Origin of the sequence: Microbacterium sp. SL75, assembly GCF_026625865.1 — a bacterium.
Lineage (GTDB): Bacteria > Actinomycetota > Actinomycetes > Actinomycetales > Microbacteriaceae > Microbacterium.
In genome coordinates this window covers 1,012,266-1,036,904 of sequence record NZ_CP113067.1, presented here as the reverse complement: position 1 = coordinate 1,036,904, position 24,639 = coordinate 1,012,266, and the positions used below count along the sequence as shown (strand labels likewise).

Annotated in this window: 32 protein-coding genes; 12 read left to right on the top strand and 20 right to left on the bottom strand. The window is 69.3% G+C overall.

Going from position 1 to position 24,639, the window contains the following annotated elements; translation table 11 throughout:
* The 3 genes from OVA17_RS04715 to OVA17_RS04705 form a co-directional block, all read right to left on the bottom strand.
* Nucleotides 1-579, bottom strand: a complete 579-nt coding sequence (locus tag OVA17_RS04715) for an HhH-GPD-type base excision DNA repair protein (RefSeq protein ID WP_267788512.1) — start codon at nt 577-579, stop codon at nt 1-3.
* 81 nt (nt 580-660) lie between these two features.
* Nucleotides 661-975 carry a hypothetical protein gene (locus OVA17_RS04710; RefSeq protein ID WP_267788510.1) on the bottom strand — a complete coding sequence of 105 codons (315 nt, stop codon included), beginning with the start codon at nt 973-975 and terminating at the stop codon, nt 661-663.
* 115 nt (nt 976-1,090) lie between these two features.
* Nucleotides 1,091-2,422 carry a glutamyl-tRNA reductase gene (locus tag OVA17_RS04705; protein WP_267788508.1) on the bottom strand — a complete coding sequence of 444 codons (1,332 nt, stop codon included), beginning with the start codon at nt 2,420-2,422 and terminating at the stop codon, nt 1,091-1,093.
* 100 nt (nt 2,423-2,522) lie between these two features.
* Here OVA17_RS04705 and hemE point away from each other — a divergent pair, with 100 nt between their 5' ends.
* The 5 genes from hemE to OVA17_RS04680 all read left to right on the top strand — a co-directional run bounded on the left by hemE (nt 2,523) and on the right by OVA17_RS04680 (nt 6,262).
* Entirely contained in the window at nt 2,523-3,560 is a 1,038-nt protein-coding gene (gene hemE, locus OVA17_RS04700) for a uroporphyrinogen decarboxylase (protein ID WP_267788507.1), read from the top strand.
* Nucleotides 3,557-5,065, top strand: a complete 1,509-nt coding sequence (gene hemG, locus OVA17_RS04695; RefSeq protein WP_267788505.1) for a protoporphyrinogen oxidase — start codon at nt 3,557-3,559, stop codon at nt 5,063-5,065. Before hemE ends, hemG begins: the two co-directional genes overlap by 4 nt.
* 112 nt (nt 5,066-5,177) lie before the next feature.
* On the top strand, nt 5,178-5,579 hold the full coding sequence (locus tag OVA17_RS04690; RefSeq protein WP_181906402.1) for a hypothetical protein: 402 nt from the start codon (nt 5,178-5,180) through the stop codon (nt 5,577-5,579).
* Nucleotides 5,580-5,582: 3 nt separating this feature from the next.
* The gene (locus tag OVA17_RS04685; RefSeq protein WP_210075893.1) at nt 5,583-5,993 is read left to right on the top strand and encodes a phage holin family protein; all 411 of its coding nucleotides are present in this window, start codon (nt 5,583-5,585) and stop codon (nt 5,991-5,993) included.
* On the top strand, nt 5,990-6,262 hold the full coding sequence (locus tag OVA17_RS04680; protein ID WP_267788502.1) for a hypothetical protein: 273 nt from the start codon (nt 5,990-5,992) through the stop codon (nt 6,260-6,262). The genes OVA17_RS04685 and OVA17_RS04680 overlap by 4 nt, the downstream gene beginning before the upstream one ends.
* Before the next feature lie 211 nt (nt 6,263-6,473).
* Here the strand turns inward: OVA17_RS04680 and OVA17_RS04675 are convergent, their stop codons facing one another.
* Complete coding sequence (locus OVA17_RS04675; RefSeq protein ID WP_267788501.1) at nt 6,474-7,262, bottom strand: DUF4239 domain-containing protein; 789 nt, start codon at nt 7,260-7,262, stop codon at nt 6,474-6,476.
* A gap of 137 nt (nt 7,263-7,399) precedes the next feature.
* Here OVA17_RS04675 and hemQ point away from each other — a divergent pair, with 137 nt between their 5' ends.
* From hemQ to OVA17_RS04645, 6 genes are all read left to right on the top strand, one after another.
* Complete coding sequence (gene hemQ / locus OVA17_RS04670; RefSeq protein ID WP_267788499.1) at nt 7,400-8,071, top strand: hydrogen peroxide-dependent heme synthase; 672 nt, start codon at nt 7,400-7,402, stop codon at nt 8,069-8,071.
* Nucleotides 8,068-9,069, top strand: a complete 1,002-nt coding sequence (gene hemC, locus OVA17_RS04665; protein ID WP_267788498.1) for a hydroxymethylbilane synthase — start codon at nt 8,068-8,070, stop codon at nt 9,067-9,069. The genes hemQ and hemC overlap by 4 nt, the downstream gene beginning before the upstream one ends.
* Complete coding sequence (locus tag OVA17_RS04660; protein ID WP_210075904.1) at nt 9,066-9,881, top strand: uroporphyrinogen-III synthase; 816 nt, start codon at nt 9,066-9,068, stop codon at nt 9,879-9,881. The genes hemC and OVA17_RS04660 overlap by 4 nt, the downstream gene beginning before the upstream one ends.
* Nucleotides 9,878-10,861, top strand: coding sequence for a porphobilinogen synthase (gene hemB, locus OVA17_RS04655; protein ID WP_267788497.1), 984 nt, complete (start codon nt 9,878-9,880; stop codon nt 10,859-10,861). Before OVA17_RS04660 ends, hemB begins: the two co-directional genes overlap by 4 nt.
* 83 nt (nt 10,862-10,944) lie before the next feature.
* Nucleotides 10,945-12,285, top strand: coding sequence for a glutamate-1-semialdehyde 2,1-aminomutase (gene hemL / locus OVA17_RS04650; protein WP_267788496.1), 1,341 nt, complete (start codon nt 10,945-10,947; stop codon nt 12,283-12,285).
* A 75-nt stretch (nt 12,286-12,360) separates the two neighbouring features.
* Entirely contained in the window at nt 12,361-12,492 is a 132-nt protein-coding gene (locus tag OVA17_RS04645) for a hypothetical protein (RefSeq protein ID WP_267788495.1), read from the top strand.
* Here the strand turns inward: OVA17_RS04645 and OVA17_RS04640 are convergent, their stop codons facing one another.
* The 12 genes from OVA17_RS04640 to OVA17_RS04585 form a co-directional block, all read right to left on the bottom strand.
* Nucleotides 12,493-12,762: a hypothetical protein gene (locus OVA17_RS04640; protein WP_267788494.1), complete on the bottom strand. Its 270-nt coding sequence runs from the start codon at nt 12,760-12,762 to the stop codon at nt 12,493-12,495. It abuts the gene before it with no gap.
* Nucleotides 12,763-12,779: 17 nt separating this feature from the next.
* Nucleotides 12,780-13,340 (bottom strand): hypothetical protein, encoded by a 561-nt coding sequence (locus OVA17_RS04635; RefSeq protein ID WP_267788492.1) that lies wholly within the window; start codon nt 13,338-13,340, stop codon nt 12,780-12,782.
* Nucleotides 13,340-13,858 carry a hypothetical protein gene (locus OVA17_RS04630; RefSeq protein WP_141378282.1) on the bottom strand — a complete coding sequence of 173 codons (519 nt, stop codon included), beginning with the start codon at nt 13,856-13,858 and terminating at the stop codon, nt 13,340-13,342. The genes OVA17_RS04635 and OVA17_RS04630 overlap by 1 nt, the downstream gene beginning before the upstream one ends.
* A 38-nt stretch (nt 13,859-13,896) precedes the next feature.
* Nucleotides 13,897-14,244, bottom strand: a complete 348-nt coding sequence (locus tag OVA17_RS04625; RefSeq protein WP_141378281.1) for a hypothetical protein — start codon at nt 14,242-14,244, stop codon at nt 13,897-13,899.
* Between the two features lie 2 nt (nt 14,245-14,246).
* On the bottom strand, nt 14,247-15,596 hold the full coding sequence (locus OVA17_RS04620; protein WP_267788491.1) for a TNT domain-containing protein: 1,350 nt from the start codon (nt 15,594-15,596) through the stop codon (nt 14,247-14,249).
* Nucleotides 15,593-15,907, bottom strand: a complete 315-nt coding sequence (locus tag OVA17_RS04615; RefSeq protein ID WP_056224595.1) for a hypothetical protein — start codon at nt 15,905-15,907, stop codon at nt 15,593-15,595. The genes OVA17_RS04620 and OVA17_RS04615 overlap by 4 nt, the downstream gene beginning before the upstream one ends.
* Nucleotides 15,908-15,912: 5 nt before the next feature.
* Nucleotides 15,913-16,314 (bottom strand): YbaB/EbfC family nucleoid-associated protein, encoded by a 402-nt coding sequence (locus tag OVA17_RS04610; protein WP_267788486.1) that lies wholly within the window; start codon nt 16,312-16,314, stop codon nt 15,913-15,915.
* Between the two features lie 97 nt (nt 16,315-16,411).
* On the bottom strand, nt 16,412-16,618 hold the full coding sequence (locus OVA17_RS04605) for a hypothetical protein (RefSeq protein ID WP_267788484.1): 207 nt from the start codon (nt 16,616-16,618) through the stop codon (nt 16,412-16,414).
* A gap of 66 nt (nt 16,619-16,684) precedes the next feature.
* Nucleotides 16,685-17,005 (bottom strand): hypothetical protein, encoded by a 321-nt coding sequence (locus OVA17_RS04600; protein ID WP_141378278.1) that lies wholly within the window; start codon nt 17,003-17,005, stop codon nt 16,685-16,687.
* 1,001 nt (nt 17,006-18,006) lie between these two features.
* Nucleotides 18,007-18,957: a TNT domain-containing protein gene (locus OVA17_RS04595; protein ID WP_267788482.1), complete on the bottom strand. Its 951-nt coding sequence runs from the start codon at nt 18,955-18,957 to the stop codon at nt 18,007-18,009.
* Nucleotides 18,958-19,317: 360 nt separating this feature from the next.
* Complete coding sequence (locus OVA17_RS04590) at nt 19,318-19,632, bottom strand: hypothetical protein (protein WP_141378276.1); 315 nt, start codon at nt 19,630-19,632, stop codon at nt 19,318-19,320.
* 5 nt (nt 19,633-19,637) lie between these two features.
* Entirely contained in the window at nt 19,638-20,042 is a 405-nt protein-coding gene (locus OVA17_RS04585) for a YbaB/EbfC family nucleoid-associated protein (protein ID WP_170210723.1), read from the bottom strand.
* Nucleotides 20,043-20,126: 84 nt separating this feature from the next.
* On the opposite strand from OVA17_RS04585, the gene cofD reads away from it, so the two are divergent.
* Entirely contained in the window at nt 20,127-21,092 is a 966-nt protein-coding gene (cofD, locus tag OVA17_RS04580; protein WP_267788481.1) for a 2-phospho-L-lactate transferase, read from the top strand.
* A gap of 58 nt (nt 21,093-21,150) precedes the next feature.
* Here the strand turns inward: cofD and OVA17_RS04575 are convergent, their stop codons facing one another.
* From OVA17_RS04575 to fgd, 4 genes are all read right to left on the bottom strand, one after another.
* Nucleotides 21,151-22,224 carry a CU044_5270 family protein gene (locus OVA17_RS04575; protein ID WP_267788480.1) on the bottom strand — a complete coding sequence of 358 codons (1,074 nt, stop codon included), beginning with the start codon at nt 22,222-22,224 and terminating at the stop codon, nt 21,151-21,153.
* Nucleotides 22,217-22,798: an RNA polymerase sigma factor gene (locus OVA17_RS04570; RefSeq protein ID WP_267788479.1), complete on the bottom strand. Its 582-nt coding sequence runs from the start codon at nt 22,796-22,798 to the stop codon at nt 22,217-22,219. Before OVA17_RS04570 ends, OVA17_RS04575 begins: the two co-directional genes overlap by 8 nt.
* Before the next feature lie 88 nt (nt 22,799-22,886).
* A complete protein-coding gene (gene cofC / locus OVA17_RS04565) occupies nt 22,887-23,522 on the bottom strand; it encodes a 2-phospho-L-lactate guanylyltransferase (RefSeq protein ID WP_210075923.1) in 636 nt (211 codons plus the stop codon).
* A gap of 88 nt (nt 23,523-23,610) precedes the next feature.
* Entirely contained in the window at nt 23,611-24,621 is a 1,011-nt protein-coding gene (gene fgd / locus OVA17_RS04560) for a glucose-6-phosphate dehydrogenase (coenzyme-F420) (RefSeq protein WP_267788478.1), read from the bottom strand.
* Nucleotides 24,622-24,639: the final 18 nt, after the last annotated feature.

Genomic DNA, 24,639 nt, shown 5'->3' with positions numbered 1-24,639 from the left:
CTACTTCGTCGTCGCGTCCTTCGCGGCCGCTTTCGCGGCCCGCTTGGTCTCGCGCACCTTGGTGAGCGACTCCGGGCTCACGATGTCGGCGACCGACCGGAACGACCCCTCCTCGCCGTAGGGTGCCGACGCTTCGCGCCATCCGGCGCCGTCGAAACCGCGCTGCTTGCCGAGCAGGGCGAGGAAGATCTTCGCCTTCTGCTCGCCGAAGCCGGGCAGCGCCTTCAGACGCTTCAGGACGGTTCTGCCGTCAGGGTCGTCGCGCGTCCAGAGATTCTCGGCCTTGCCGCCCCAGTCCTGCTCGATCGCCGCGCACAGCGCCTGCACGCGCCCCGCCATCGACCCGGGGTAGCGGTGCACCGCGGGCGACTGCGAGAACGCGGCGGCGAAGTCGTCGGGGTCCTGGTGCGCGATCGCGCCGGCATCCATCGCCCCGGTGCGCTCCTGGATCTTCAGCGGTCCGGCGAACGCGGTCTCCATCGCGACCTGCTGGTCGAGCAGCATGCCGATCAGCAGAGCGAGCGGGTTGCTCGACAGCAGTTCGTCGGCGGCGGGGTCGTCGGTGATGCGCAGGCTCATGTGCTCATTCTCGCGCGTCTCGACGCGGGCGGGCGAGAGCGCATCTCGCTCCCGAGTCGGCGTCAGGTCGCCACCGCTACGTCAGCCGGATGCCGTTTCGTCGCCCGCCGCGGCTGCGTCGGGCTCGGCGATCCATTTCCGCGCGAAGGGCACGGCATCCATCGAAGCGAGGTCGGCGGTGACCTCGGAGATCTGTTTCTCGAAGTGCGAGACGCTGCCCGGCTTCAGTCGTTTCACGAGCGACCTGTCGACCCGGCGGATCACCGTCTCCGACACGGACGGCGCGTCTTCCTCAATCTGCAGCAGCCCCAACACGAGCGTCGCCGCCCACCGCGGAGCATTCCCGCGCCGACGTTCTCCCGCGACGACGTAGACCTCGGATGCCGGTGTGCTCACGGCATCCATCCTGCCCGACGCGCGCGTTTCGACGAGGTATCCGGCTCCTCCGCCGCCGGCGCGGAGACCCGCTCCCCACACCGAGGGCCGCGGCGCGATGAGGGTGGGAGGGCGCTCAGCCCGCGTCGGCGATACCGCGACGCTCGGCGGCCGCGGGGTCGGCGACCTCGATGCCGAACAGCGCCGAAAGAGCGTCGATGTACTCGTCGGCGCGGCCGGTCTCAGCGAGTTCGTGCGCCCGGGTGGTCGGGGTGTGCAGCAGCACGCCGACGAGGTGACGAAGCGCCTGCTCGGTCTGACCGCCCTCGTCGCCGCGGGCGCGCACGCGGGCGACCTCGGCGTCGAGCACGCCGAAGACGTGCGCGCGCAGGGCCACGACGGCGGGGGTGATGTTCTTGCGCTCGCCGACCGAGGCGAAGCGGCGGGCCGCGTCGCGCACGAGATCGCGTGCCGCGTCGGTCGCCTGAAGCTCTTCGAGTGGGGCGTGCAGGCGGATCGTCTCGAGGTCGAGCAGGTCGACGCCCGGGACGGTGGCGACATCGGGGTCGACGTTGCGGGGGAGGCCGAGGTCGATGATGAGGCGGCGCGCCGTGTGATCGACGGGGCACACGCCCGCGGCGCCGTCGACGGCGGTCTCGTACGCGCCCCGACCCGCGGCGAAGGTCGCGGCGCTGAGCACGTGGTTCTCGCTCGTGGTGCAGGTGATCACGAGATCGGCGTGGGCGACGGCGCTCGGGAAGGTCTCCGCCGAGACGGCCCGCAGACCGTGCTTGACCGAGAATTTCGCGGCCCGGCCCGACGGTGAGTAGACCGAGATGTCTTCGGCGCCCTGGTCGCGCAAGGCTGCCACGGTGGCGGCGGCGTAGGCGCCGGTGCCGACGAGCAGCACCCGCTGGGTCGACCAGTCGGCGATGCGACTGTCGGCGAGTTCGAGGCCCAGGCGTACCAGGGAGCGTCCGGCGCGGCCGATCGCGGTGGAGTTCTTCACACCGCGCTGGGCTTCGGACGCGCGCTGGAACAGGCGCTCGAGTTCGGCGGAGGTGGTGCCGAGCTGACGCGATTCGTTGAGAGCGCGTCGCACCTGACCGGCGATCTCGCCCTCGCCGACGACGACGGATTCGAGCCCGGATGCCACCGAGAACAGATGCTCGGCCACATCGCTGCCACCGAGGACGGTGTAGGAGCCCTCGAGCTCGCTGGCCGGAACGCCGGTCGCGGACTCGATCGCCGCGAGGGTGGCCTCGATGCCGAGGGCGACCGCGGCGGTGACGGGCTCGTCCATGTCGACGTACGCCTCGAAGCGGTTGCAGGTCGCGACGACGACGGCGCCCTGGACGCACTCGTCGTGCTCGGCGATCAGGGGGGCGACGGGTGTCGCGGGTACGCTGAGCCGCTCGAGGAGATCGAAGGACGCGGTCTTGTGACTCGCGCTGACGCACAGCAGCACATCCATATTCTACGCTCGCGCTCCCCGGGGTATTCCGGGCGGCCTCTCGACGTCAAGGCATCCCCCGTCTTCCCCAGGCGCGGGTGGAAGGATGGATGCCATGGCCTCCCTCGACGCGCCCCTGCTCCGTGCCCTCCGTGGCGATCGTCCCGAGCGGCAGCCGGTGTGGTTCATGCGTCAGGCGGGGCGCTCGCTGCCCGAGTACCGCGAGCTTCGTGTGGGCACCCGCATGCTCGACGCGTGTCTGACTCCCGACCTCGCGGCGGAGATCACCCTCCAGCCCATCCGTCGCCACAAGGTGGATGCGGCCATCTTCTTCAGCGACATCGTGGTGCCGCTGCGTCTGGCCGGCGTCGATGTCGTGATCGAGCCGGGTCGCGGTCCGGTGTTCGCCGACCCCGTGCGCACCGCGGACGACGTGGCGCGGATCACCGCGATCGACCCCGACGACGTCGCCGCCGCGGCCGAGCCGGTGCGCGAGGCGGCCCGGCGCGTCACCGCCGAGCTCGACGAGGCGGTTCCCCTCATCGGGTTCGCCGGTGCCCCCTTCACCCTCGCCGCCTACCTCGTCGAGGGTGGGCCGAGCAAGGAGCACCTGCGCGCCCGCGGCATGATGCACGCCGATCCCGCGTCGTGGCACCGCCTGGCCGGCTGGCTCTCGAAGGTCTCGCGCGCCTTCCTCGATGCGCAGATCGCGGGCGGAGCGCAGGCCGTGCAGCTCTTCGACTCGTGGGCGGGGTCGCTGTCACCCGCGACGTTCCGCGAGTTCATCGCTCCGCACTCGCACGCCGCCCTCGAGGGCATCGAGGTGCCCCGAATCCACTTCGGCGTCGGCACCGGCGCCTTCCTCGACGACATGCGCCTCGGCGGTCTCGCCGACGCGGTGGGTGTCGACTGGCGGATGCCGCTCGATGAGGCGGCAGCCATCGTGGGTCCCGACGTCACGCTGCAGGGCAATCTCGACCCGGCGTTGCTGGGGGCTCCGTGGCCGGTGCTCGCCGCCCATGTCGACGACGTGCTCGCCCGTGGTCGCGCGGCGCGCGCGCACATCCTCAACCTCGGTCACGGCGTGCCGCCCGACACCGACCCCGAGGTGCTGACCCGCATCGTCGCCCGCGCCCACGGAGAAGACGCGTGAGCGAGCCCCTCGACCGGCTCGTCCGCCACGCTCACGAGACGCGGGTCGTCGTCGTCGGCGGCGGCATCTCGGGTCTGGTCGCGGCGCGCGAGTGCGCGAAGGTCGGCCTGCAGGTCACGGTGCTCGAGGCGTCCGAGGTGTTCGGCGGAGTCCTCCGCAGCGCCGAGGTCGGCGGGATGACGCTCGACGTCGGCGCCGAGAGCTTCGCGACGCGCGGCGGCATCGTGCGAAAGCTCCTCGACGAACTCGGTCTGTCAGACGACATCGTCTCGCCCAACCCGGCGGGCGCGTGGGTCGCGGGTGTCCCGGGAGTCGGGGCGGCGCCGCTGCCGAAGGGCGGGGTGCTCGGCATCCCGGACAATCCCTTCGCCCCCGACGTGCGACGCGTCATCGGCTGGTCGGGTTCGTGGCGCGCGTACCTCGATCGGCTCCGTCCCCCGCTGACGATCGGTCACGCGCACAGCCTCGGAAAGCTCGTGCGGTCGCGGCTGGGTGCGCGGGTGCTCGAACGCCTGGTCGCTCCGGTCACGAGCGGGGTCTATTCGGCCCGCCCCGACGACATCGACATCGACCTGGCGGCCCCGGGACTGAACGCGGCACTGACGCGGACCGGGTCGCTCACGGGCGCGGTCGCCGACCTGCGTGCGAGCCGTGCCGCCGCGCGGTCCGCCGATCAGCCGGCATCCGACGTCCCCATCATGTCGGGCGGTGCCGCGAAACCCGCCGCCCCGGGTGGCGCGGTCGAGGGAATCGCGGGAGGCATGTCCCGCCTGGTCGACGCCCTCGTCGCGGGCCTGCGCGAGAACGGCGTCGAGCTGCGCACCGGGGTCTCAGCCCGTGCGCTGACCAAGACCGACGACGGCTGGACGATCGCGACCTCCGCCGACGACGAGCCGCTGGCGGCCCGGGCCGTGATCGTCGCCCTTCCCGAGGGGCCCGCGCGCGAACTGCTGGCGCCCGTCGTTCCGGGCCTCGAGGTGGGCGACCCGGTCGCCCCCGTCGTCGAGGTGGTGACCCTGGTCGTCCATGCCCCCGCGCTCGACCGGGCACCGCGCGGAACGGGCGTCCTCACCGTTCCCGGAAGCCACGTCGCCAAAGCGCTCACGCACTCCACGGCGAAGTGGGATTGGGTTCGGGATGCCGCTGAGCCCGGCATCCACGTCGTGCGCGTCTCGTTCGGAGCACAGGGCGAAGAGCCCGCGACCGCGGCCCTCGACGACGAAGCGGCCGCAGCCCTGGCCCTCTCGGAGGCCTCGGCGATGCTCGGCGTCGAGTTGTCGGCATCCGCTCTGCGCGATGCCCATCGGGTGCGCTACGTGCAGTCGCAGCCCGCCGCGACCATCGGACGGGCGGCCGAGACCGCTGCGGCGCGGGGCGCCGTGCGCGCGGTGCCCGGACTGGGGGCCACCGGTGCGTGGATCTCGGGCACGGGTCTCGCCCAGGTCATCCCCGATGCCCGCGACGAGGCCGACCGCGTCCGCAGCGACGCCCTCTGGTCCACCTGACCGCGATCGCCACTCGACCATGCCGCGCCGCCTGTCAAGGGTGGATGCCGATCGCGGCATACGTGACTACTGTGAGATTCGACCAGCACTGGATCGAGCGTGAGGAGACCCCATGAGGGGCAAAGCAGCACTCGTCGTCGGACTCGTGGCGGGCTACGTGCTCGGTGCACGCGCAGGCCGCGACCGGTACGAGCAGATCAAGACTCAGGCCGGCAAGGTCTGGGACCAGCCCGTCGTCCAAGGACAGGTCGAGAAGGTGAAGGCGTTCGGCGTCTCCGCTCTCAAGTCCGTCCCCGGCGTGGTGTGGAAGGGCGCGAAGTCGGTCACCGGCGCGGCGTCCGGTTCCGGCACCGTGCAGGAGCGCGCCGAGCGCGCGGGACGCGCCGCGAAGCAGTCGGCCCACGAGGTGGCCGATGTCGTCGAGGATTCCGTCGACGACGCCAAGCAGGCGGAGAAGGCGGCCACCACGCGCGCGCAGGCGGCCAAGAGCGGCTCCACCTCGTCCGGGAGCTGACGCATGACCACTCCGCGCGGATTCCGCGATCGTTCCGACGACAGTCTGTTCACCCTCATCGGCGACATTCCCGAGTTGGTGCGCAACCTCGTCGTCGCCGAGATCAACGGCGCGAAGGCGTGGGCGCAGCGCACGGCGAAAGACGCCGGGATCGGCGCCGGATGGTTCGTCGGCGCTCTGATCGTCGTCTTCTGGGCCGTTCCGGTCTTCTTCGCGTTCGTGATCGCGGGGCTGTCGTCGTGGTGGCCCGTCTGGCTGTCGGCGCTCGTCGTCTTCGGCGTGATGATCGTCGTCACCGCGATCCTCGCCCTTCTGGGCTACCTGCGCTTCAAGAAGCTCTCGAAGCGCGAGAACCCCGGCAAGGCCATCGCCGAAGACGTCCGAATCGTGAAGGAGGCCCGCGATGAGTATTGATCGTCCCGTCCCCGTTCCGCGTACCGCGGTGCCCCTCGGCATCACCGACCCGGTGCAGTCGGCCCGCGCCGAGGCTCAAAGCCGCTCTCGCGGCCATCGAGGTCAAGGCCAACGCCCCGCGTCGCGCGAGCGAGGCCGTCGAGCGCAAGGTGCAGGAGGTTCGCCGAAAGGCCCAGCAGAACCCCGGTGCTGCTGCTGCCGTCGTCGCGGGCGTCGCCTCGCTCGTCGGCCTGGCCGTCTGGGGCATCGTTCGCGCCTACACGCGCTGAGATCGCGCGAAGCGGCCCGTCTTCCTCCGGGAGGGCGGGCCGCTTCGTCGTTCCCGGGCGCCCGTGCCGGCCCGTCGTGCGGAGTTCGTCTGCGGCGCGCCGGGTTGTGCGGCCGTGTGGCGGTGAGTCTGCCGTGATCTCCGCGGGACGGTTCGGGACCGGATGCCGAAACCCTGCCGCCCGGCCCGAGGCCGGGATCCCGCCATCCCGCCTACGGCTCGTTGACGAAGAGCCCCCGCAGCAGGTCTTCGAAGTACTCGGGTGTCACGGCGATCGGGCCCGCGTAGGCGTGGTCGAATCCGGCGATCGCGTACAGCAACAGGGCCACGAACAGCGCGAGCATGCTGGACATCAACAGGTGCACCCGGAGGTTTCGCACCTCGATCAGGCCGAGGAGGATCGCGTTGAGCACCGCACCTACGCCGAGCACGATCCACAGCACACTCGGTAGCGCGAGGTGGGTGAGCGCGATGCGGTCGCGGCGGTTCTCCACCAGCAGCTGGAACTGATCGAGGGACTGCTGCACATAGAGGGTCTCGGCGGCCGTCGTCGGCTGCACGGCGCCGATCGCCCGCTGCATGGCCGAGACATTGGCATCCGTCTCGGCGGGAATCTCCAGACGCCGCTGTCGGGGCCAGTCCAGGTCGATGACGTTGCGGGCGTACTGGGTGATCTGGGCCTGCAGTTCGTCGCCTTGCGGGTCGGGGAGCAGCGCCGCGGTGCGGTACAGCGAGGCGAGCGACGACGACTCCTCGAGCACGACGCCGTCGACCTCGGTGAAGTTGCCGTAGGCCGCCGTGGCGATGAGCGCGAGGGTCACGCCGTAGAAGACGCCGTAGACGCCTACCGCGTAGCTGAGCACGCGGTCCCACTCCTCACCGCGCGGTGCTGCCCGTCGTACCCACCTCCGCAGGGCCAGCAGGATCGCGCACGAACCTCCCACGACCAGGACGATGAACAGCGGCAGCCCCAGATACATGGGGAGGTCGTACAACCACATCGGCAGGCCTCTCGAAGGGCGTACCCCGACGCCGTCGTCGCACAGTACCAACGGGGAAGCGGCTTGCGCACGTGGCGGTGGTTCGTCGGCGAGTCAACCGGTTTGGACCGCCGCCCCGACCGGACGAGACTGGGAGTATGTCCGACGACAGCTCCTCCTCTGTGTACACGTTGTGGGCGGTTTTCCGCCGCGATCCCGAAAACGCGGTCACCGCCACCGACGCGACCGAACTGGCCGATCTCGTCTCGCTCATCGAGGCCGACGGCGTCACCGTGCGCGGTTTCTACGACGTGAGCGGCCTGCGCGCCGACGCCGACCTCATGGTCTGGTTGTACGGCGAAGACCCGCAGGCCCTTCAGCGCGACCTGCGGCGCCTCCGCCGCACCGACCTGCTCAAGAACCTCCTCCCCACCTGGAACGCGATGGGCGTGCACCGCGACGCGGAGTTCAACCGCTCGCACGTGCCCGGCTTCCTCCGCGGTATCGAGGCGCAGCAGTGGCTGTGCCTGTACCCCTTCGTGCGCAGCTACGAGTGGTACCTCCTGCCCGAGGCCGAGCGCCGCGAGATGCTCATCGAGCACGGCAAGAAGGGCTCGGCGTACAAGGGCGTCATCGCCAACACGGTGGCGTCGTTCGCCCTCGGCGACTACGAGTGGCTCCTCCCCATGGAAGCGGACGTCCTCACCGACCTCGTCGACATGATGCGTGACCTGCGGTACACAGAGGCCCGTCGCCACGTGCGCGAGGAGGTGCCGTTCTACACCGGTCGGCTGGTCACTCTCGACGAGATCCCCGAGATCCTTCAGTGACCGCGCCCCTGCGTCTCGGCACTCGCCGCAGCAACCTGGCGATGACCCAGTCGCAGATGGTCGCCGATGCCGTCTCAGCGGTATCCGGTCGTCCCGTCGAGCTGGTGCCGATCGTCTCGGAGGGCGACGTCAACCGCGCCTCGCTGTCGCAGCTGGGCGGACGCGGGGTGTTCGCGAACGGTCTGCGGGAGGCGCTCGCCGCGGATCGCTGCGACTTCCTCGTGCACTCGCTCAAAGACCTGCCGACCCAGCAGCCCGACGGTCTGGTCATCGCGGCGACGCCCGCGCGGGCAGATGCGCGCGACGTGGTCGTCACCCGCGACGGCACCCCGCTGGGCGCTCTCGCCGCCGGTGCGCGTGTGGGCACCGGCTCGCCCCGTCGTGTCGCCCAGGCGCTGCGCCACAACCCGGGAGTCGACATCCACGACATCCGCGGCAACGTCGACTCGCGTCTCGCACGGGTGCGCGATGGAGAGCTGGATGCCGTGATCCTCGCGGCCGCGGGCATCTCGCGGCTCGGCGGCGACCTCGGTGGCCTTCTCGCCGAAGAGCTCGGTCTGTCGGAGTGGCCGACCGCTCCGGGGCAGGGCTCGCTCGCCGTCGAGACCCGCGACGACATCGATCCCGATATCTACGCCGCTCTCGCCCGGTTGGACGACGAACTCACCCGCGTGGCCATCACGGCCGAGCGCACGGTCCTCTCGGCGCTCGACGCCGGGTGCAGTGCCCCCGTGGGCACGCATGCCTCGCTTGCCGAGGGCGACCTGCGTCTGCGCGCGATCGTCTACGCGCTCGATGGGACACAAAGGATCGGCGTAGACCGGACGGTGCGTCTCGACCCGGGGTATGGTGGGGACACTACGGGCAGTGGCAATGGAGCGGATGCTGCCGACGACGGGGGACCGATCGCGCAAGCGACGCGAGCGGGCCGAGAAGCCGCGCGTCGGTTGCTCGAACGCGGGGCGGCCGACCTGGTACCACGAGAGTCGACCACATGAACGAAGGCCACCAGCACACGCCGAACCCCTCGACGGGCAGCGTGCCGAAACCGCTTGCCGGTCGACGCGTCCTCGTTCCCCGAGGAGGCCCCTGGGGCGACGGCGTCGCCGCGAGCCTTCGACAGCTCGGCGCCGTGCCCGTCATCGCGCCGCTGATCAACTTCGCACCCACGAACGACCAGGCGACCCTCGACGAGGCCCTCGCCGATCTCGCCGCCGGCGCCTTCGACTGGCTGACGCTCACGAGCGCCACCACCGTCGACGTGCTGTACGCCTACAAGGCGGTCATCCCCGCCGAGACGAAGGTCGCGGTCGTCGGTGAGACCACCGCGGCCGCTATGCAGGCCGTCGGCTACCACGTCGATCTCGTCCCCGAGCGCGACAACTCGGCCCAGGGCATGGCCGAGCAGATGATCGAGCTCGAGACCGAGCCGCGGAAGGTCCTCACCCTCCGAAGCGAGATCGCCAAGCCCGTGCTCACGCGCCTGCTCATCGAGGCCGGGCACGATGTCCGCAGTGTCGTCGCCTATCGCACGGTCGGGGTCCCGGTCACCGAGAAGATCGCCGGCGACGTGCAGTCGGGGCGCATCAACGCGATCCTCGTCACCAGTGGCTCGGTCGCCGAGCAGGTCGTCGAGCAGTTCCCCGAGGTTCCGGCATCCACCGTCATCGCCGCGATCGGTCCGCGCACCGCCAAAGACGCCAAGCGCGCCGGACTCAGCGTCGACGTCGTGGCCGAGACGCAGACGGTGGACTCGCTCATCGACGCCGTCGCCCGCTTTCCCCTGAACACCGACGAATCGACCCCATGAGCTTTCCCGAGCACCGCCCGCGGCGTCTGCGCCGCACCCCCGCCGTCCGTCGTCTCGCTCGAGAAACGCACCTCGTGCCCTCGCAGCTCGTGCTGCCGATGTTCGTGCGCGAGGGAATCACCGAGCCGAGCCCGATCGGTTCGATGCCGGGCATCGTGCAGCACTCGATGGACTCGCTCCGCCGTGCGGTCGCCGAGGCGGCCGAGCAGCGCATCGGCGGGGTCATGCTCTTCGGCGTGCCCGAGACGCGCGACGCCGTGGGCTCCGGGGCCGACGACCCGAACGGCATCCTGAACCTCGCCACCGAGGCCGTGGTGGCCGAGGTCGGCGACGCGGTGGTCGTGCAGACCGACCTGTGTCTCGACGAGTTCACCGATCACGGCCACTGCGGCGTGCTGCGCGATGACGGCGCCGTCGACAACGACGCCACTCTCGAGCGCTACACGGCGATGGGTCTCGCGCAGGCGCGCGCGGGCTCGGCCATGCTGGGCCTGTCGGGAATGATGGACGGCCAGGTCGGTGCGGTGCGCGAGGCGCTGGATGCCGAGGGCTTCACCGACACGCTGATCCTGGCCTACTCGGCGAAGTACGCGGGCGCGTTCTACGGCCCCTTCCGCGAGGCCGTCGACTCGCAGCTGAAGGGCGACCGCCGCTCGTACCAGCTCGACCCCGGCAACGGCCGCGAGGGCGTGCGCGAAGCGCTGCTCGATGTCGAAGAGGGCGCCGACGTCGTCATGGTCAAGCCGGCCCTGCCGTACCTTGACGTGCTCGCCGACGTGAAGGCCTCGGTCGACGTCCCCGTGTGGGCGTACCAGGTGTCGGGCGAGTACGCGATGGTCGAGGCCGCCGCCGCCCACGGCTGGATCGATCGCCGGGGCGCGATCATGGAGAGCCTGCTCGGCATCCGCCGCGCCGGTGCCGACGCGATCCTGACGTACTGGGCGGTCGAGGCCGCCCGCTGGCTGCGCGCCGAGCTCTGAGCCCTGTCTTGCGGGGTCGTCGGGTGGCCGTGAAGCGCCCGGATCCGACCCCTTTCCCCGTGCTGCCCGGAAGAATGGATGCCATGACCGATCTCAACGACCAGTGGTTCGCCCGCGCGAAGGACGTCATCCCGGGGGGCGTGAACTCGCCCGTTCGCGCGTACGGCTCCGTGGGTGGCACGCCGCGGTTCGTGCAGTCGGCCTCCGGCTCTCGGATCACGGATGCCGCGGGTCGCGAGTACGTCGACCTCGTCGCGTCGTGGGGCCCGGCACTCCTCGGTCACGCGCACCCCGAGGTGGTCGGGGCGGTGCAGTCCGCGGCATCCCGTGGTCTGTCCTTCGGCGCCCCGACGGGGGCCGAGGTCGAGCTCGCCGATCTCGTCGCACAGCGCGTGCAGGTCGGCGACCTGAAGCCGATCGAGAAGGTGCGCCTGGTCTCGACCGGCACTGAGGCGACGATGACCGCCATCCGCCTGGCGCGCGGTGTCACCGGTCGCGATCTGCTGATCAAGTTCGCCGGGCACTACCACGGGCACTCCGACGGGCTGTTGGCTGCGGCGGGCTCGGGCGTCGCCACGCTCGCGCTGCCCGGATCCGCGGGTGTTCCCGCTCCGATCGCCGCGCAAACGCTCGTGCTGCCGTACAACGATCTCGACGCGGTGCGCGAGGTGTTCGAGGTGCACGGCGAGAACATCGCCGCGATCATCGTCGAGGCCGCCTCGGCCAACATGGGAGTCGTTCCGCCGCTCCCCGGCTTCAACGCCGCGCTCGCCGACATCGCGCACAGCCACGGCGCCCTGTTGATCATGGACGAGGTGCTCACCGGTTTCCGCGTGCACCCCGCCGGATTCTGGGGCCTGCAGGCGTCGCAGGGCGAGCGCTATCTGCCCGACATCCTCACGTACGGCAAGGTCATCGGCGGCGGCATGCCTCTGGCCGCTCTCGCCGGTCGCGCCGAGATCATGGACCATCTGGCGCCGCTGGGCCCGGTGTACCAGGCGGGAACGCTGTCGGGGAACCCGCTGTCGGTGGCTGCAGGCCTGGCGACGCTCCGCCTCGCGACGCCCGAGGTCTATGCGGCGGTCGACGCCGCGGCCGCTCAGGTGTCGGAGGCGTTGGACGCCGCGCTGACCGCCGAAGGCGTCGTGCACGCCGTCCCGCGCGCGGGGTCGCTCTTCGGCGTCGCGTTCCTGCCCGAGGTGCCCCGCGACTACGCCACCGCCCTGACGCAGCAGTCGTACCGGTACGCCCCGTTCTTCCACGCGATGCTGGATGCCGGCGTCTCGCTGCCCCCGAGCGTGTTCGAGGCCTGGTTCCTCACCGCGGCGCACGACGAGGTCGCTCTCGAACGTGTGCTCGAGGCGCTGCCGATGGCGGCGAAGGCGGCCGCGGAGGCGCTGGATCCGACGCTGCTCGCGCAATAGGGATCATCCCCGAGGGGGAGGCGTTTCGTCCTTTGCGATGATGCGCGGGGCAGGCCCGGTCGCGAGGCTGGAGTCATGCTCCCCGCACGCACTCAGCCCACCGCCTTCTCGTCGCTGCTGTCGCGGCTCGCGTCGTGGTGGCCCACCTCCATGGCCCCGCGGCGTCGGCGCGCGACGTGGCAGCCGTGCCCGCGCGGCCAGGTCTGATCAGCGCCAGGTCCAGCTGAGCAGGGCCGAAAGGGCCCGGATGCCGGCCTCGCCGACGTCGCCGTACTGGCTCGCTATCGCGCGGACGGTGCGGTCGGCCCACGCGGCGAGATCCGTGGCGTCGGCGCCGGGGGTCACGGCATCCATTCGCTCGATCAGGCCCTCGACACGGTCGCGGAGGGCTCGGTCGGGGACGGATTCGGGATGCCGGCCGGGGACGGCGGAGCCGTCGGCCCAGATGTAGGCGGTGAGGGCGGTGTCGAGGGTCATGGTGTCTTCTGAGCGGTCTAGAACGGAGAGGTCTGCGGTACTACGAAGGGCCAGCGCCAGGTGAGGGCGTCCAGGGCGTCATCGGAGAGGCGGGGCATGATCAGCCCCAGACGGGCTCGGACGCGGCCGAGGAGCCCGTCATCGGAGGGCGCCACCTCGTGGAAGACGATCGATGCGGAACCGCGGACGAACGCGGCCAAGACCGGCTCGAGCGCCGGGAAATCTTTCGGGAATCGCGCCGCCACAGGGGCGACGTCGTCGATTGGTTCCGGCGTCACGCCCCACCCGGTGAAGAGCACGATCGCCTCGCTCAGCTGTGCATCGTCGACGACGGGCGCTGACGCGATGCGCTGTTCGGGGAAGCGCGCTCGGGCGTCGGCGACCGTGGCGGGATTGCGGAACCTGCTGTTGGCGGTCCACCAGGTCTGGCAGAAGTCGCACCGGTACAGGAAATCGTCGGGCGACGTCGCGACGATGAAGGCGGGCTGACCTTCGCGCATCGCCAGGTCGAGGCACGCGGGGCAGCCGAGGGGTTTCGGCTGCTCCGGGTCGTGAATGCGGGCGGAGAAAGATCGCATTAGGACTCGGTGTGGGCGCCGCTCTCTTCGTCGAGGAAGAAGAATGGCTCCACGAACTTGCCCGGGGTGGTGATGGTTGACGGCTCACCAGCCTGTGCCAGCTGCAAAAGCTCATGCACGGCGGCGACAAGGGCATCGAGAGTCGGAGGGAGATCAGCCCTCGGGTCCGGCTCCGCCAGTTGCTCGACGATGACCACCGGACGACCGTCCGGAAGACGGGTGTGGGCCACCTCGAGGAGGACGACCTCCGGGGGAAGAACCACCTCCTGCTCCGCGGGATGCGCGGAGAACGCCGCGATGTCGCGTCCGGTACGGCTGACGATGGCGGCAATCGCAGGCGTGGAAAAGTTCTCGGTCGCGATCCGCGGGTCTTTACTGGTGGCGGTGACGCCACGGGTCCATCGAGCAGGCGCGAGCTGCGGGACCGAGGGGAGTCCGTGGAACACGATTCCTGTGTAAGTCGGTAGCTTCTCGAGCGCTTGCAGGAAGCGCGTCGCCGCTTCTGCGGGATCGAACATGAGTGCTCGTGTTTTGTGCGTGTTCGTCAGCGGTGCGGCTACAGCCCCAGCGACCGGCGCAATTCGTCGTCGAAGTTGCGCGTGACGCGTTCGGATTCTGCCTTCTCTCCGGGAGTCAGGCGCACCCCCGGGCGATGCGTCCTGCGTACTTGTTCGAGGATGAAGGCGCACGCCTCCGACTCCGATGCGAAACGCGCCAGTTCAGACCACTGGCCACGATCCTGCGCCCCAACCGCGAAGGAGGACGGCCCGTCTTCCCGGAGGATCAGATCACCGGTAACAGGATCGCCGTCGCCCACGCGTGGGTGTTGAGGGCTCGAGATGGGAGCAGAGCCGAACTCATCGCGGAGCAGACCGCACAACTGCTCGAATGTCAGGTCTTGCATGCTCAATTCTCGACTTTCGTGAGGTACCCGTGTTCCTCAAGCCACTGGACGGGCTTCGGGAGGTGGAACTGAACGCCTCCACCGGGCTGCTCGAACCATGGCGCGATGGCACCGGCGCGCGGCATCCCGGACTCTTCGTCGAAGGGCTTGGCCACCCGGTACTGGAAATAAGGCTGACCGACCGAGTCCGGCGGGATCGCTCGCTCCGGGAACGGCGTGCCCGAAGGCGACGTGTATCTACCGTACGGCTCGCCGTAGCGGTCCATGATGTAGCCCTCGGGGAGGTCGACTTCCTTCGGGGCCCTCCCCGCCGACAGGTCGAACCCGTCATCCGGCGGGTAGCGCCATCCGCCCGTCGATTTGTCGTAGTTGACGCTTTCAGGGTTCCAGTACTTCTCAACGAACTCAGACTCCGAGAGGTCGCCGAAGCGCTGATATGAATCGGGGATGTTGGTGTGCCCCGGGGTTGCGTCGGTGACTTCCGAGGGACCGAGGTGATCCGATGGATTCCGGGCGACCGGCGGCGGATCGGGAAGCGGCGAGGTCGGCTCGTGCGGGTGTGCGGAAGGCGCGTCGGCGGCGGGCCTGCCGCCGGCGGCACGGCGGGGCACCTTCTCGAGGAGACTCGCCCCCTTGCTCATCAGCGCCCGCAACTCGTTCAACAGGTCCCCGAGCTTGCCGCACGAGCGCAGCAGGCCGGTGAGCTTGCCGCTGATCTTGGCGGTCCAGCTCGCAACGCGGGAAGAGACCTGGCTGATGATCCAGGGGGTGGCGAGGCCCACGGTGACGACGGCTTCGGTGGCCCACGAGATCGCCGAACCGACGAGCTGCGAAAGGATGTCGCGGACGAGGTCGTGGACGACCTGGACGATCGTGGAGGCGATCTGCAGTCCGGTGGCCATGGCGCCCGCCCATAGGCCGGAGGCGCGGATGTGGGCGGCTGCGTCGGTCTGGAACCGGCGGTAGGCCTCGATCGCTTCGCCGGCCATGTCGTCGAGGTCGCTGACGACGCGGTCGAGGTAGTCGGCGGAGCTGTTGAGCTGGTTCTGGACGTTGGTCCACGTCTGCGAGAACCCGGCGACGGCGCCGGCATCGCCCGTGAGGTCGTTGAACCAGCCCTTGATCGGCTCGAAGTGGTCGATGAGCCAGCCGAGGCCGGCGGCGATGAGCGAGCCGAGCGGGTCGATGGCGGTGGCGACGGTATCGACGACGGTGCTGAAGGCGGCGAGGCCGCCCTCGACCCAGTTGCCGGACTCGATGGCGGATGCCAATTGGGTCCCGGAATCGAGGAGCCCGGCGCCGCTGAACGGCGTCGCTGTGTCGACCGGACCGGCGACGAGCGCGTTGCTCACAGGCCCGTCTCCAACGCGCGGATCGACTCGAGCACCTTCTGCTCGTACGCGTCCATGTCGCTGCCGACCCCGACGATCTCGGTGGCGGAGCGGCGCACCATGTCTTCGGCGGCACCGATCAACGACCGAGCGGCGTCGGCCACCATCGTCGCGGGCGGCACGAGGAACGAACACAGCACCCCGAACGCCTCGGCGTTCAATCCGCCGGACGATCCTGCGTCACGGGCGACGGAGATGTCGGATGCCACGGCGCTCAATCGCGAGGCGTGCGAGCCGATGAGCTCGGAGTCGACGGCGATGCGATCAGCCACGCGCGTCAGACCCGGAAGCCCATGGGCTGGGCCGGGGGCTCACGATCGAGTTCACCCGCGAGGTGACCGACGATCGGAGAATCAGCCCCGAACGCGACCCGGGTGATCTCCAACGCCTGCTCGCCTGCCAGCACCTGAGCGCGCCCGGCGGTCTCGACGATCAGTTGCTCCAGCGCATCGGGACGCAGCTCGTACGCCGCATCGGCGAGGCGGATACCGGCCAGTCGACCCGCTGCGTCGACGGTCACCGTGACCTCGCGACGCGGAGAGGTCGCCGAAGCGCGGACCGCGTCGATGTCCGCCTGCACCTGCTGCGCCTGCGCTGCCCGAACCTGCGCTTCGGCCACCTGCTGCTCGATCCGGGCGATGGCCGCCTCGGCTTCACGAGAGGAGAAGAGGTCTGTCACTCGGGTGATCGTAGCCCTCAAGTCCATGACCTGGGTCAAAGATGTGAGAACTTTCATTTTCGCGCCGTTCGTGCTGGCGCCATCTGGGTGAGGTGTCTCAGTCTTCTATGCGCGCTTCGGGGAATGCCGCTCGAGCGGCATCCGGTGACACGGGGTTCTGGTAGCGCTGCGTTCCGATCCACCACGTCCGGCAGAAGTCACACCGATACAACAGGTCGGACGGAGACGTGGCGAGGACAAATCGCGGTTGATACGGCTTTCCGGAGTGCGACAGACCGATCTGGCATCCAAGATCATTGCCCATACACAACTCCTTTCACGTTTCTGTCTGAGGCTGGCTGCGCCGCTCATCACGCCTCGACCGAACCGGTCAGCGCAGATTGAGGAAGCCCCAGCGCCAGCCGATGGCCCTGACCGCGTCTCCCGACAGTCCAGGAAAAAGCTCCTGGATGCGCGCATGCAGCCGGTGCCGCAGCGACTGGTCGAACGGGCCCACGTCATGAAGGGTGATCGCTTCAGAAACTGCCAGAATCCGGCGGATCTCCTGCTGCAGAGAGAGCGCCTCGCGCGGACATGTCGTGATCACTGACGAAGGGTCGTCGACCGGCATGGGTGAACGCCCCTCACCGATATAGCGCACCAAGGCGTCGCTGATCACCGTCTGGTCAACGGCGCGGGCAGCCTCGGTCATGCGGGCGATCGTACCCCGGGCCCATCACCGGTAAAACCGACGGGTGAGCACGCCAGGTCGGGGGGGGAAGACTGAACCAATGCTTCCTCCCCCGCCCCGTGTCGTCGTGCTCGCCGGTGGAGTCGGGGGGCGAAGTTCACCCTCGGCGTCCGCGCCGCCCTTCGCCGGCTGAACGCTCCCGAGGCCACCGTCGTCGTTAACACGGGCGACGACCTGTGGCTCTCGGGTGTGAAGCTCCTTGTCCACCTTCAGGGTATACGAGGAGAAAGCCGGCGACAGGCATTCCGGGGGAATGCTGCGTTCCTGGAACGTGACCGACGCAGGGGAAGCAAACTTTCCTGTGTCTTCCTCTGGCCTGGCAGGTGATATTCGGGTGATCATTTCCCTTCGGAAAGAACTTCCGATGCGGGTCTTATTGGCCGCGAGGTGTCGAACCCGCCATCAGGCGGCCAAGTCCACTCCGGGTATCCGTTCTCATAGAAACCCCGGAGATGTGTATCGACAAAATTCCGCCCCGCGGTCGGCAAGGCCAGCGGGCGGCAGGCAGTGGCTTTGCTTGATCCTCGGCCTGAGGCATGCGACCGTCTGGGCGGTATTTTCAGTCGGAGATGGCTCCGCTCGCGGCCTTCCACTCCCGAAGACGCTGTTCCCGCCGCGCGCGCTGTCTATCTCCACTTGCGAGTGATTCTCGCTCCTCCTCCGGTGAATATGTAGGCGTCACGCCCAGTCCGGGCTCGAGATCTTGCCACGCCCACGCGCAGGCATCCGCCTCGCTGGCGAACGTCAGTTCCTCCCCCGCCTCGTTGAGGACAGGGCGCGCTATAGTCCGTAGGTCACCCCGCGTGGCAGTGAATCGTCCGCCCTCATGCTTCACGAGACAGATGACCGTAGGGATTGGCTTGCCGTCATGAGCTAAGGAAATGATCCGCGGCACCCCCTCGACGCCCACTCTCTCTCTCACGAGTTCTTTCAATTTTTCGTAATCCACTATTCGCTCTTTCCTACTTCGGCTTCAAGTAGCCGGCTTCAATCCACTTCGATATTCCGCCAGGAAAATAGAATTGAGTCCCTCCGCCGGGCTGCTGGAAGTCTGCTTGAATGTTCCCCACTTTGACTTCCTCGGGGAGTTCCTTGAGGACGATGAGCTCGTGTGTTTTGAAGCTTGGTGCGAGGCGATCTGGTGGGAGGCTTTGAGTAACGAATGCTGTGCCCGGAGGGGACGCGTACTCACCGATGTCCTTCAGGATCGGAGCCGGAGTAAGGCGCGTTATCGTATCGTTCTTGCTGAGTACCGTGCTGGCCGGGTCTATGGGGAGCGAGGTATCGAAGCCGTTTGATTCTGGCCATCTCCAATCCGCGTGACCCTCTCGAGTGAAGCGCCGCAAGTGAGTATCGATGAACGAATTTCCGTCGAGGTTCCCGAATGGTCTGTAGTCAGGCAGATGCGCATTTGCCGCCCACTGTTTCATATCACTCACAAGCTGGTCTCGACGTGGGTCCAGCCGACGCACACCCGGTAGGGCGACAACGGCTTCTTTCGCGTTATGAACTGCGGTCTTCCCCTTGTCGAGCACTGCGGAGAACTTCTCGGCGACCTGAGCCATTAGCGCCCGCAGCTCCGTCAGCAGATCCCCGAGCTTGCCGCACGAGCGCAGCAGACCGGTGAGCTTGGAGCTGATCTTCGCGGTCCAGCTCGCTACGCGCGACGACACCTGCGCGATGATCCAGGGGGTGGCGATGCCGACGGTGACCACGGCCTGTGTGGCCCACGAGATCGCCGAGCCCACGAGCTGCGACAGGATGTCGCGCACGAGGTCGTGAACGACCTGCACGATGGTCGACGCGATCTGCAGGCCGGTCGACATGGCTCCGGCCCATGACGCGGAGGCGCGGATGTGGGCGGCAGCGTCGGTCTGGAACCGGCGATATGCCTCGATCGCCTCGCCGGCCATGTCGTCGAGGTCGGTGATGACGCGCTCGAGGTAGTCGGCGGAAGCATCGAGCTGGTTCTGGACGTTGGTCCATGTCTGCGCGAAGCCGGCGACCGCTCCGGCGTCGCCGGCTCAGGTCGTTGAACCAGCCCTTGATGGGCTCGAAGTGATCGATCAGCCAGCCCAGGCCCGCGGCGATCAGCGAGCCGAGAGGGTCCATCACGGCGGCGACGGTGTCGGCCACCGCTCCGAACGCTGCAAGCCCGCCCTCGACCCAGTTGCCTGACTCGATCGCCGCGACGAGTTGAGTCCCGGAATCGAGCAGACCCGCCCCGCTGAACGGCGTCGCGGTGTCGACGGGGCCGGTGATCAGGGCGTTGCTCACAGGCCCGCCTCCAGTGCCCGGACGGTCTCGAGCACCTTCTGCTCGTAAGCCTCCATGTCGCTTCCCACCCCCACAATCTCGGTCGCTGAGCGTCGCACCATGTCTTCGGCGGCGCCGATCATCGACCGTGCGGCGTCCGCGACCATCGTGGCGGGTGGAACGAGGAACGAGCACAGAACGCCGAAGGCTTCCGCGTTCAGCCCGCCCGAGGAACCCGCGTCGCGGGCGACGGAGATATCGGATGCCACGGCACCCAGCCGAGACGCGTGCGAGCTGATCAGCTCGGCATCGATGGCGATGCGATCGGCCATCGGACTCAGACCCGGAATCCGGCGGGCGGTGCGGACGGCGGCTCGCGATCGATCTCTCCCGCGAGCCGCTCGACGATCGGCGAGTCCGCACCGAAAGCGGCGCGCGAGATCTCCAACGCCTGCTCGCCGGCGAGACGTTGGGCCCGCCCGGCCGTCTCCACGATCAACTGCTCCAACGCGTCGGTGCGCAGGTCGTAAGCCGCGTCGGCGAGGCGGATGCCGGCCAGTCGACCCGCGGCATCCACGGTCACGGTTATCTCCCGACGCGGCGACGTCGCCGACGCGCGGACGGCGTCGATGTCGGCCTGCACCTGTTGCGCCTGGGCTGCCCGAACCTGCGCTTCGGCCACCTGCTGCTCGATCCGGGCGATGGCCGCCTCGGCTTCACCCGAAGAGAAGAGGTCTGTCACCCCCGCGAGCGTAGTCGTTCTCCTCATGAGCGAGCAGCACCATGTGAACAATTTCATCCGCCCCGCGGGTGAAAGACTGAACCAATGCTTCTCTCCCAGCCCCGTGTCGTCGTGCTCGCCGGTGGAGTCGGGGGGTCGAAGTTCACCCTCGGCGTCCGCGCCGCCCTTCGCCGGCTGAACGCTCCCGAGGCCACCGTCATCGTCAACACGGGCGACGACCTGTGGCTCTCGGGCGTGCGGTTGCAGCCCGACGTCGACTCGATCACCTACGCCCTCGCCGGGGTGAACGACACCGAGCGCGGCTGGGGTCGCGCGGGCGACACCGAACGCGTCAACGAAGAACTCCAGGCGTGGGGCGCGGGCTGGCCGTGGTTCACGCTCGGCGACCTCGACCTCGGCACCCACCTGGCCCGCACCGGGTGGCTTCGTGACGGACACACCCCGACCCAGGTGCTCGCGCGCATGGCGGAACGGTGGCCGCTCGGCATCCGGATGCTCCCCATGACCGACAGCGAGGTCGACACCCACGTGCTGCTCGAGGACGGCGGGCGAATGCACTTCCAGGAGTGGTGGACGCGCCACCGCGCCCAACTCACGCCCCGCGCCTTCGAGAACCCCGGGATCGCGGATGCCGTGCCCGCCCCGGGCATCGCCGAGGCGATCGCGGGGGCCGATGTCGTCCTCATCGCGCCGTCGAATCCCGTCGTGTCGATCGGGCCGATCCTGGCGGTTCCCGGGATTCGGGATGCCGTCCGGGAGACGTCCGCGAAAGTCGTCGGCGTCTCGCCGATCATCGGCGGGCGGGTCGTGCGCGGCATGGCCGACGTGTGCCTGACGGCGATCGGGGTCGAGACCTCCGCCGCGGCAGTCGCCCGGCACTACGGCGCACGGTCGGCGGGCGGCGTGCTCGATGCGTGGCTGCTCGCGGAGGAGGATGCGGCTGCGGCCGCGGACGTCGAGACCGCCGGTATCCGCGCGGTGGTCGCCCCGTTGTGGATGCGAGACGAGGCGACCTCGGCCGCGATCACCGAGGCGGCACTGGGGGTCTGAAACGCGACGGTCACACTGAGCGTGGGAGGAAGCAGCAGGTCTGCGGGCCCCAATCCCCTCACCCCCCGCACAGGCTCGTACCCTCGGGCGCCGCGTCCACGACCGTCGTGGTCACGGAGCTGGAGCCGGTGGCCGTCCCCGCTGGCAAGTCGGCGACCGGATGCAGGAGAACCTGCCGTTCGCCGATGAACGCCCCGGTCTCGGGATCGATGATGATGTCCTGGCGGAAGCCGCCCTCGGTCTCGTCGCGGCCAATCGCGGTGCCGGTCCGGCCGTTCAGCGTGGCCTGCTGCTCGGTGATCGTGACGCCGGGGATGAGTGCTGCGGTGTCGTAGAACACCGAGCGCAGTTCGGCTGAAACGGTTCCCGACCGGAGGCGATCGGCGATCCACACCAGGGCCTCTCCATCGCGCGACGGTCCGGCAGCCCCGTTGTCCTGATAGATCTTCTGGAGCAGTTGCCGTGGGTCGCGAGGGAGCGCGGCGGCGGTGTCGGCATCGAGGGTGACGACGGAGTAGCCGCTCTCGGTCTTTCCTCCCGGGAACGCTTGACGTGCGTCGTGTTCGAGGCCCCCTGCCTCAGCGGCGAACGTCTCCGAGCGGGGGCCGAACGTCTGCACGGGCTCACGCGCGCACCGAACCTCGATCCAGTCAGCTGATCGGTCGGCTGGCACCCAGAGGGCTCGCAGATCGCGTTCGAGAAACGTCGTCAGGTCGCCGTCCCGGAGGTTGCCGTCGTTCTCGCGGCGGGCCTCCTCGGCATCCGCCTCGGTGGTGCCCATGGCGGCGTACAGAGCGTCGGTGCGCACCTCGAGGTACTGTCCCGGACCGACGACGGGGTCCGTCACGCTGCGTGCCGCCGCGGCGGCTGAGCCCAATACCGCCGCTGCGGCGGGGTCCGCACCGACCGGGGCGCCGAGGGCGCCGCCGAACACGAGCACCCCGGTGAGGGCGCAGGTTGCCGCCACAGCCGAACCGACCCAGATCCACCGCTGGCGTGGATGACGGCGAGCGGGGGGAGCGGCGGGCGCGTCGATTGCGCGTAACAGCGCGGCGCGGCCGCGGATCACGTCGTCAGGATTCCGCTCGGGAACGTCGGCCCGGACGCGGTTCAGCAGTGAGATCTCATCCACGGTGGTGCTCTCTTTCTCGGCTCGGAGCCGGGGTGATGTGCGGGGTGATCGCAGCGCGGACCTTTCGCCGCGCGCGGCTCAGACGTGAGCGGACCGTTCCCAGGGGAATATCGAGGGCTTCGGCGATCCCCGCATAATCGAGGTCTCCGAACGTATGGAGCAGCAGCACGTCACGGTCGCCGCGTGACAGGTCGGCGAGCGCGGTGCCGAGGTGCGGGGCGAGTCCGTCGGCATCCATCCGCTCCTCGGCGGTCTCGATGTCGTCGACGTGCACTCGTGCGATGTCGGCCGCGAGCATTCCTCGCCAGGCCCGGGCCTCGAGGCGCGAGTGCTTCTGCATCAGGACGGTGGCGATACCGAGGAGCCACGGGCGCGCGTCGAGGCCACCGGTGAACGAGGCCCGACGCGCGAAGGCGACGAGGAACGTCTCGGACGTCACGTCTTCGGCGAAGGCTACGCCGAGGCGTCTGCCGACGTAACGGTGCACCACGCGCTGGTGCCGGTCATAGAGATCGGCGAAGACGGCCCCGTGTGTCAGGGACCGCACGATGATGTCGCCGTCGTGGGTGCTCACACTGGGTATTGTCCGATTCGCGGAAAAGGTTCTCGATTCGCTCGTCGGATTTCGGGAATGCGGTCGAACGCTCGGACACCCAGCCCGCTCAGGCCGCTGCCGCCGCCAAGACCGCCGCCGTCCGCGGCCCCACGCCCAGCGCCACGGCCTCGGAGAGCTGCGCGGCGGTGTCGACGTCGCGGTGCAGCGTCGAGTCGCGCGCGACGCTCAGGTCGGTGCAGCCGAGCAGGCGGTGGCGTGCGGCGGAGTCGGGGCCGAAGGCCGAGACCCACACCGCCCCGGCGCGTGCGGTGATGAGCGTGGAGCCCGTGCCCTCGGCATCCGTGACCAGACCTCGTTCGACGGATGCCGCGCGCTCGAGCGCGGCGTCGAGATCGGCGGGCCGCAGGGCGGGGACGTCGCCGAGCAGGGCGGCGCGGGGCGAGCCGACACCCGCGACGGCTGCCCCCAAAGCAATGGCTGCGTCGAGACCGCGGGTGTCGCCCTCGGGCACGACTTCGACGGTGCGCGAGCGGCGGAACTCGGCGCGGACGCCCTCGTCGTCGGTGACGACGATGACGCGTGACACCAGATCGGCGGCGGCTGCGGCGGTGATGGTGTCGAGCGCGATGGCGCGCGCGAGGGCCTCGCGGTCGGTACCGACGTCGGTGAGACGCGTCTTGCCGACCGCGGCGGGTTTCACCGGGACGACGATCGTCCAGCCGGAGGTGTCGGGGGTGCTCATTGCCTCCATTGTGTGCCGTACCCCCGACATTTCCGCGCGGGGGTAGCGGGGTGCCGCAAAAGATGCACGGCCAGCCCCGCCGCCCGCCTCAGCTGAACCGCTTGCGCAGGCGAGGGAGGATCTCCTCGCCGTACATGCGCAGGAACTGCTCCTGGTCGTGGCCGGGGTCGTGGAACACGAGGTGGCGGAAGCCGAGGTCGACGTACTGCGCGATGCGCTCGACGTGCTCGTCGGGGTCGGTCGAGACGATGAAGCGCGACGCCGCCCGCTCGATCGGCAGCTCGTTTGCGAGCCGCTGCATCTCGATGGGGTCGTGGACGCTCATCTTCTCTTCGGCGGTGAGGGCGAGCGGCGCCCAGAAGCGCGTCTTCTCCATCGCGGTGTCGTGATCGGGGTGGTACGACACCTTCACCTCCATGAGGGTGTCGACGTCGTCGCGCGTGCGGCCCGCCTTGGCGAGGCCGTCGTCGAGGGCGGGGAGGAGCTTGTCGGTGTAGAGCTCGGGATCCTTGCCGCTCGTGGTGATGTATCCCTCGGCGATGCGGCCGGCCAGGCGCGTGGCGGCGGGGCCCGAGGCTCCGATGTAGATCGGCACCTTCTGCTCGGGGCGGTCGTAGATCGTGGCGTCCTTGACCGAGTAGTAGGTGCCCTCGTAGGTGACGCGTTCGCCGGCCCACAGCTCGTTGATGATCGCGATCGCCTCTTTGAGTCGCTGGAAGCGCTCGGGCGGCTCGGGCCACTCAAGACCGAGCGTGACCTCGTTGAGGGCCTCGCCCGTACCGACGCCGAGCACGACGCGGCCGGGGTACATCACGCCGAGGGTCGCGAACACCTGCGCGATGACGCCCGGGTGGTAGCGGAAGGTCGGGGTCAGCACCGAGGTTCCGATGATGACGCGCTCGGTGCGCGCACCGAGGGCACCGAGCCAGGGGAGGGCGTTGGGGGCGTGACCGCCGTCGTGCATCCACGGCTGCAGGTGATCGGAGAGGAAGACGGAGTCGAAGCCCATCTTCTCGGCGAGCACCCCGAAGTCGAGTAGCTCGTTCGGCCCGAACTGCTCGCTCGAGGCCTTGTAACCGAATCTGAGGGGAATGCTCATGGGTGGCTCCTCTTATGT

Bases quoted from the DNA above. Each gene is read 5' to 3' on its own strand.
- OVA17_RS04715 (WP_267788512.1), bottom strand. From the start codon at position 579: ATGAGCCTGCGCATCACCGACGACCCCGCCGCCGACGAACTGCTGTCG.
- hemE (WP_267788507.1), top strand. From the start codon at position 2,523: ATGGCCTCCCTCGACGCGCCCCTGCTCCGTGCCCTCCGTGGCGATCGT.
- OVA17_RS04690 (WP_181906402.1), top strand. From the start codon at position 5,178: ATGAGGGGCAAAGCAGCACTCGTCGTCGGACTCGTGGCGGGCTACGTG.
- OVA17_RS04685 (WP_210075893.1), top strand. From the start codon at position 5,583: ATGACCACTCCGCGCGGATTCCGCGATCGTTCCGACGACAGTCTGTTC.
- OVA17_RS04675 (WP_267788501.1), bottom strand. From the start codon at position 7,262: ATGTGGTTGTACGACCTCCCCATGTATCTGGGGCTGCCGCTGTTCATC.
- hemQ (WP_267788499.1), top strand. From the start codon at position 7,400: ATGTCCGACGACAGCTCCTCCTCTGTGTACACGTTGTGGGCGGTTTTC.
- OVA17_RS04660 (WP_210075904.1), top strand. From the start codon at position 9,066: ATGAACGAAGGCCACCAGCACACGCCGAACCCCTCGACGGGCAGCGTG.
- hemB (WP_267788497.1), top strand. From the start codon at position 9,878: ATGAGCTTTCCCGAGCACCGCCCGCGGCGTCTGCGCCGCACCCCCGCC.
- hemL (WP_267788496.1), top strand. From the start codon at position 10,945: ATGACCGATCTCAACGACCAGTGGTTCGCCCGCGCGAAGGACGTCATC.
- OVA17_RS04645 (WP_267788495.1), top strand. From the start codon at position 12,361: ATGCTCCCCGCACGCACTCAGCCCACCGCCTTCTCGTCGCTGCTGTCG.
- OVA17_RS04640 (WP_267788494.1), bottom strand. From the start codon at position 12,762: ATGACCCTCGACACCGCCCTCACCGCCTACATCTGGGCCGACGGCTCC.
- OVA17_RS04635 (WP_267788492.1), bottom strand. From the start codon at position 13,340: ATGCGATCTTTCTCCGCCCGCATTCACGACCCGGAGCAGCCGAAACCC.
- OVA17_RS04630 (WP_141378282.1), bottom strand. From the start codon at position 13,858: ATGTTCGATCCCGCAGAAGCGGCGACGCGCTTCCTGCAAGCGCTCGAG.
- OVA17_RS04625 (WP_141378281.1), bottom strand. From the start codon at position 14,244: ATGCAAGACCTGACATTCGAGCAGTTGTGCGGTCTGCTCCGCGATGAG.
- OVA17_RS04605 (WP_267788484.1), bottom strand. From the start codon at position 16,618: ATGGGCAATGATCTTGGATGCCAGATCGGTCTGTCGCACTCCGGAAAG.
- OVA17_RS04600 (WP_141378278.1), bottom strand. From the start codon at position 17,005: ATGACCGAGGCTGCCCGCGCCGTTGACCAGACGGTGATCAGCGACGCC.
- OVA17_RS04595 (WP_267788482.1), bottom strand. From the start codon at position 18,957: ATGGCCGGCGAGGCGATCGAGGCATATCGCCGGTTCCAGACCGACGCT.
- OVA17_RS04590 (WP_141378276.1), bottom strand. From the start codon at position 19,632: ATGGCCGATCGCATCGCCATCGATGCCGAGCTGATCAGCTCGCACGCG.
- cofD (WP_267788481.1), top strand. From the start codon at position 20,127: ATGCTTCTCTCCCAGCCCCGTGTCGTCGTGCTCGCCGGTGGAGTCGGG.
- cofC (WP_210075923.1), bottom strand. From the start codon at position 23,522: ATGAGCACCCCCGACACCTCCGGCTGGACGATCGTCGTCCCGGTGAAA.
- fgd (WP_267788478.1), bottom strand. From the start codon at position 24,621: ATGAGCATTCCCCTCAGATTCGGTTACAAGGCCTCGAGCGAGCAGTTC.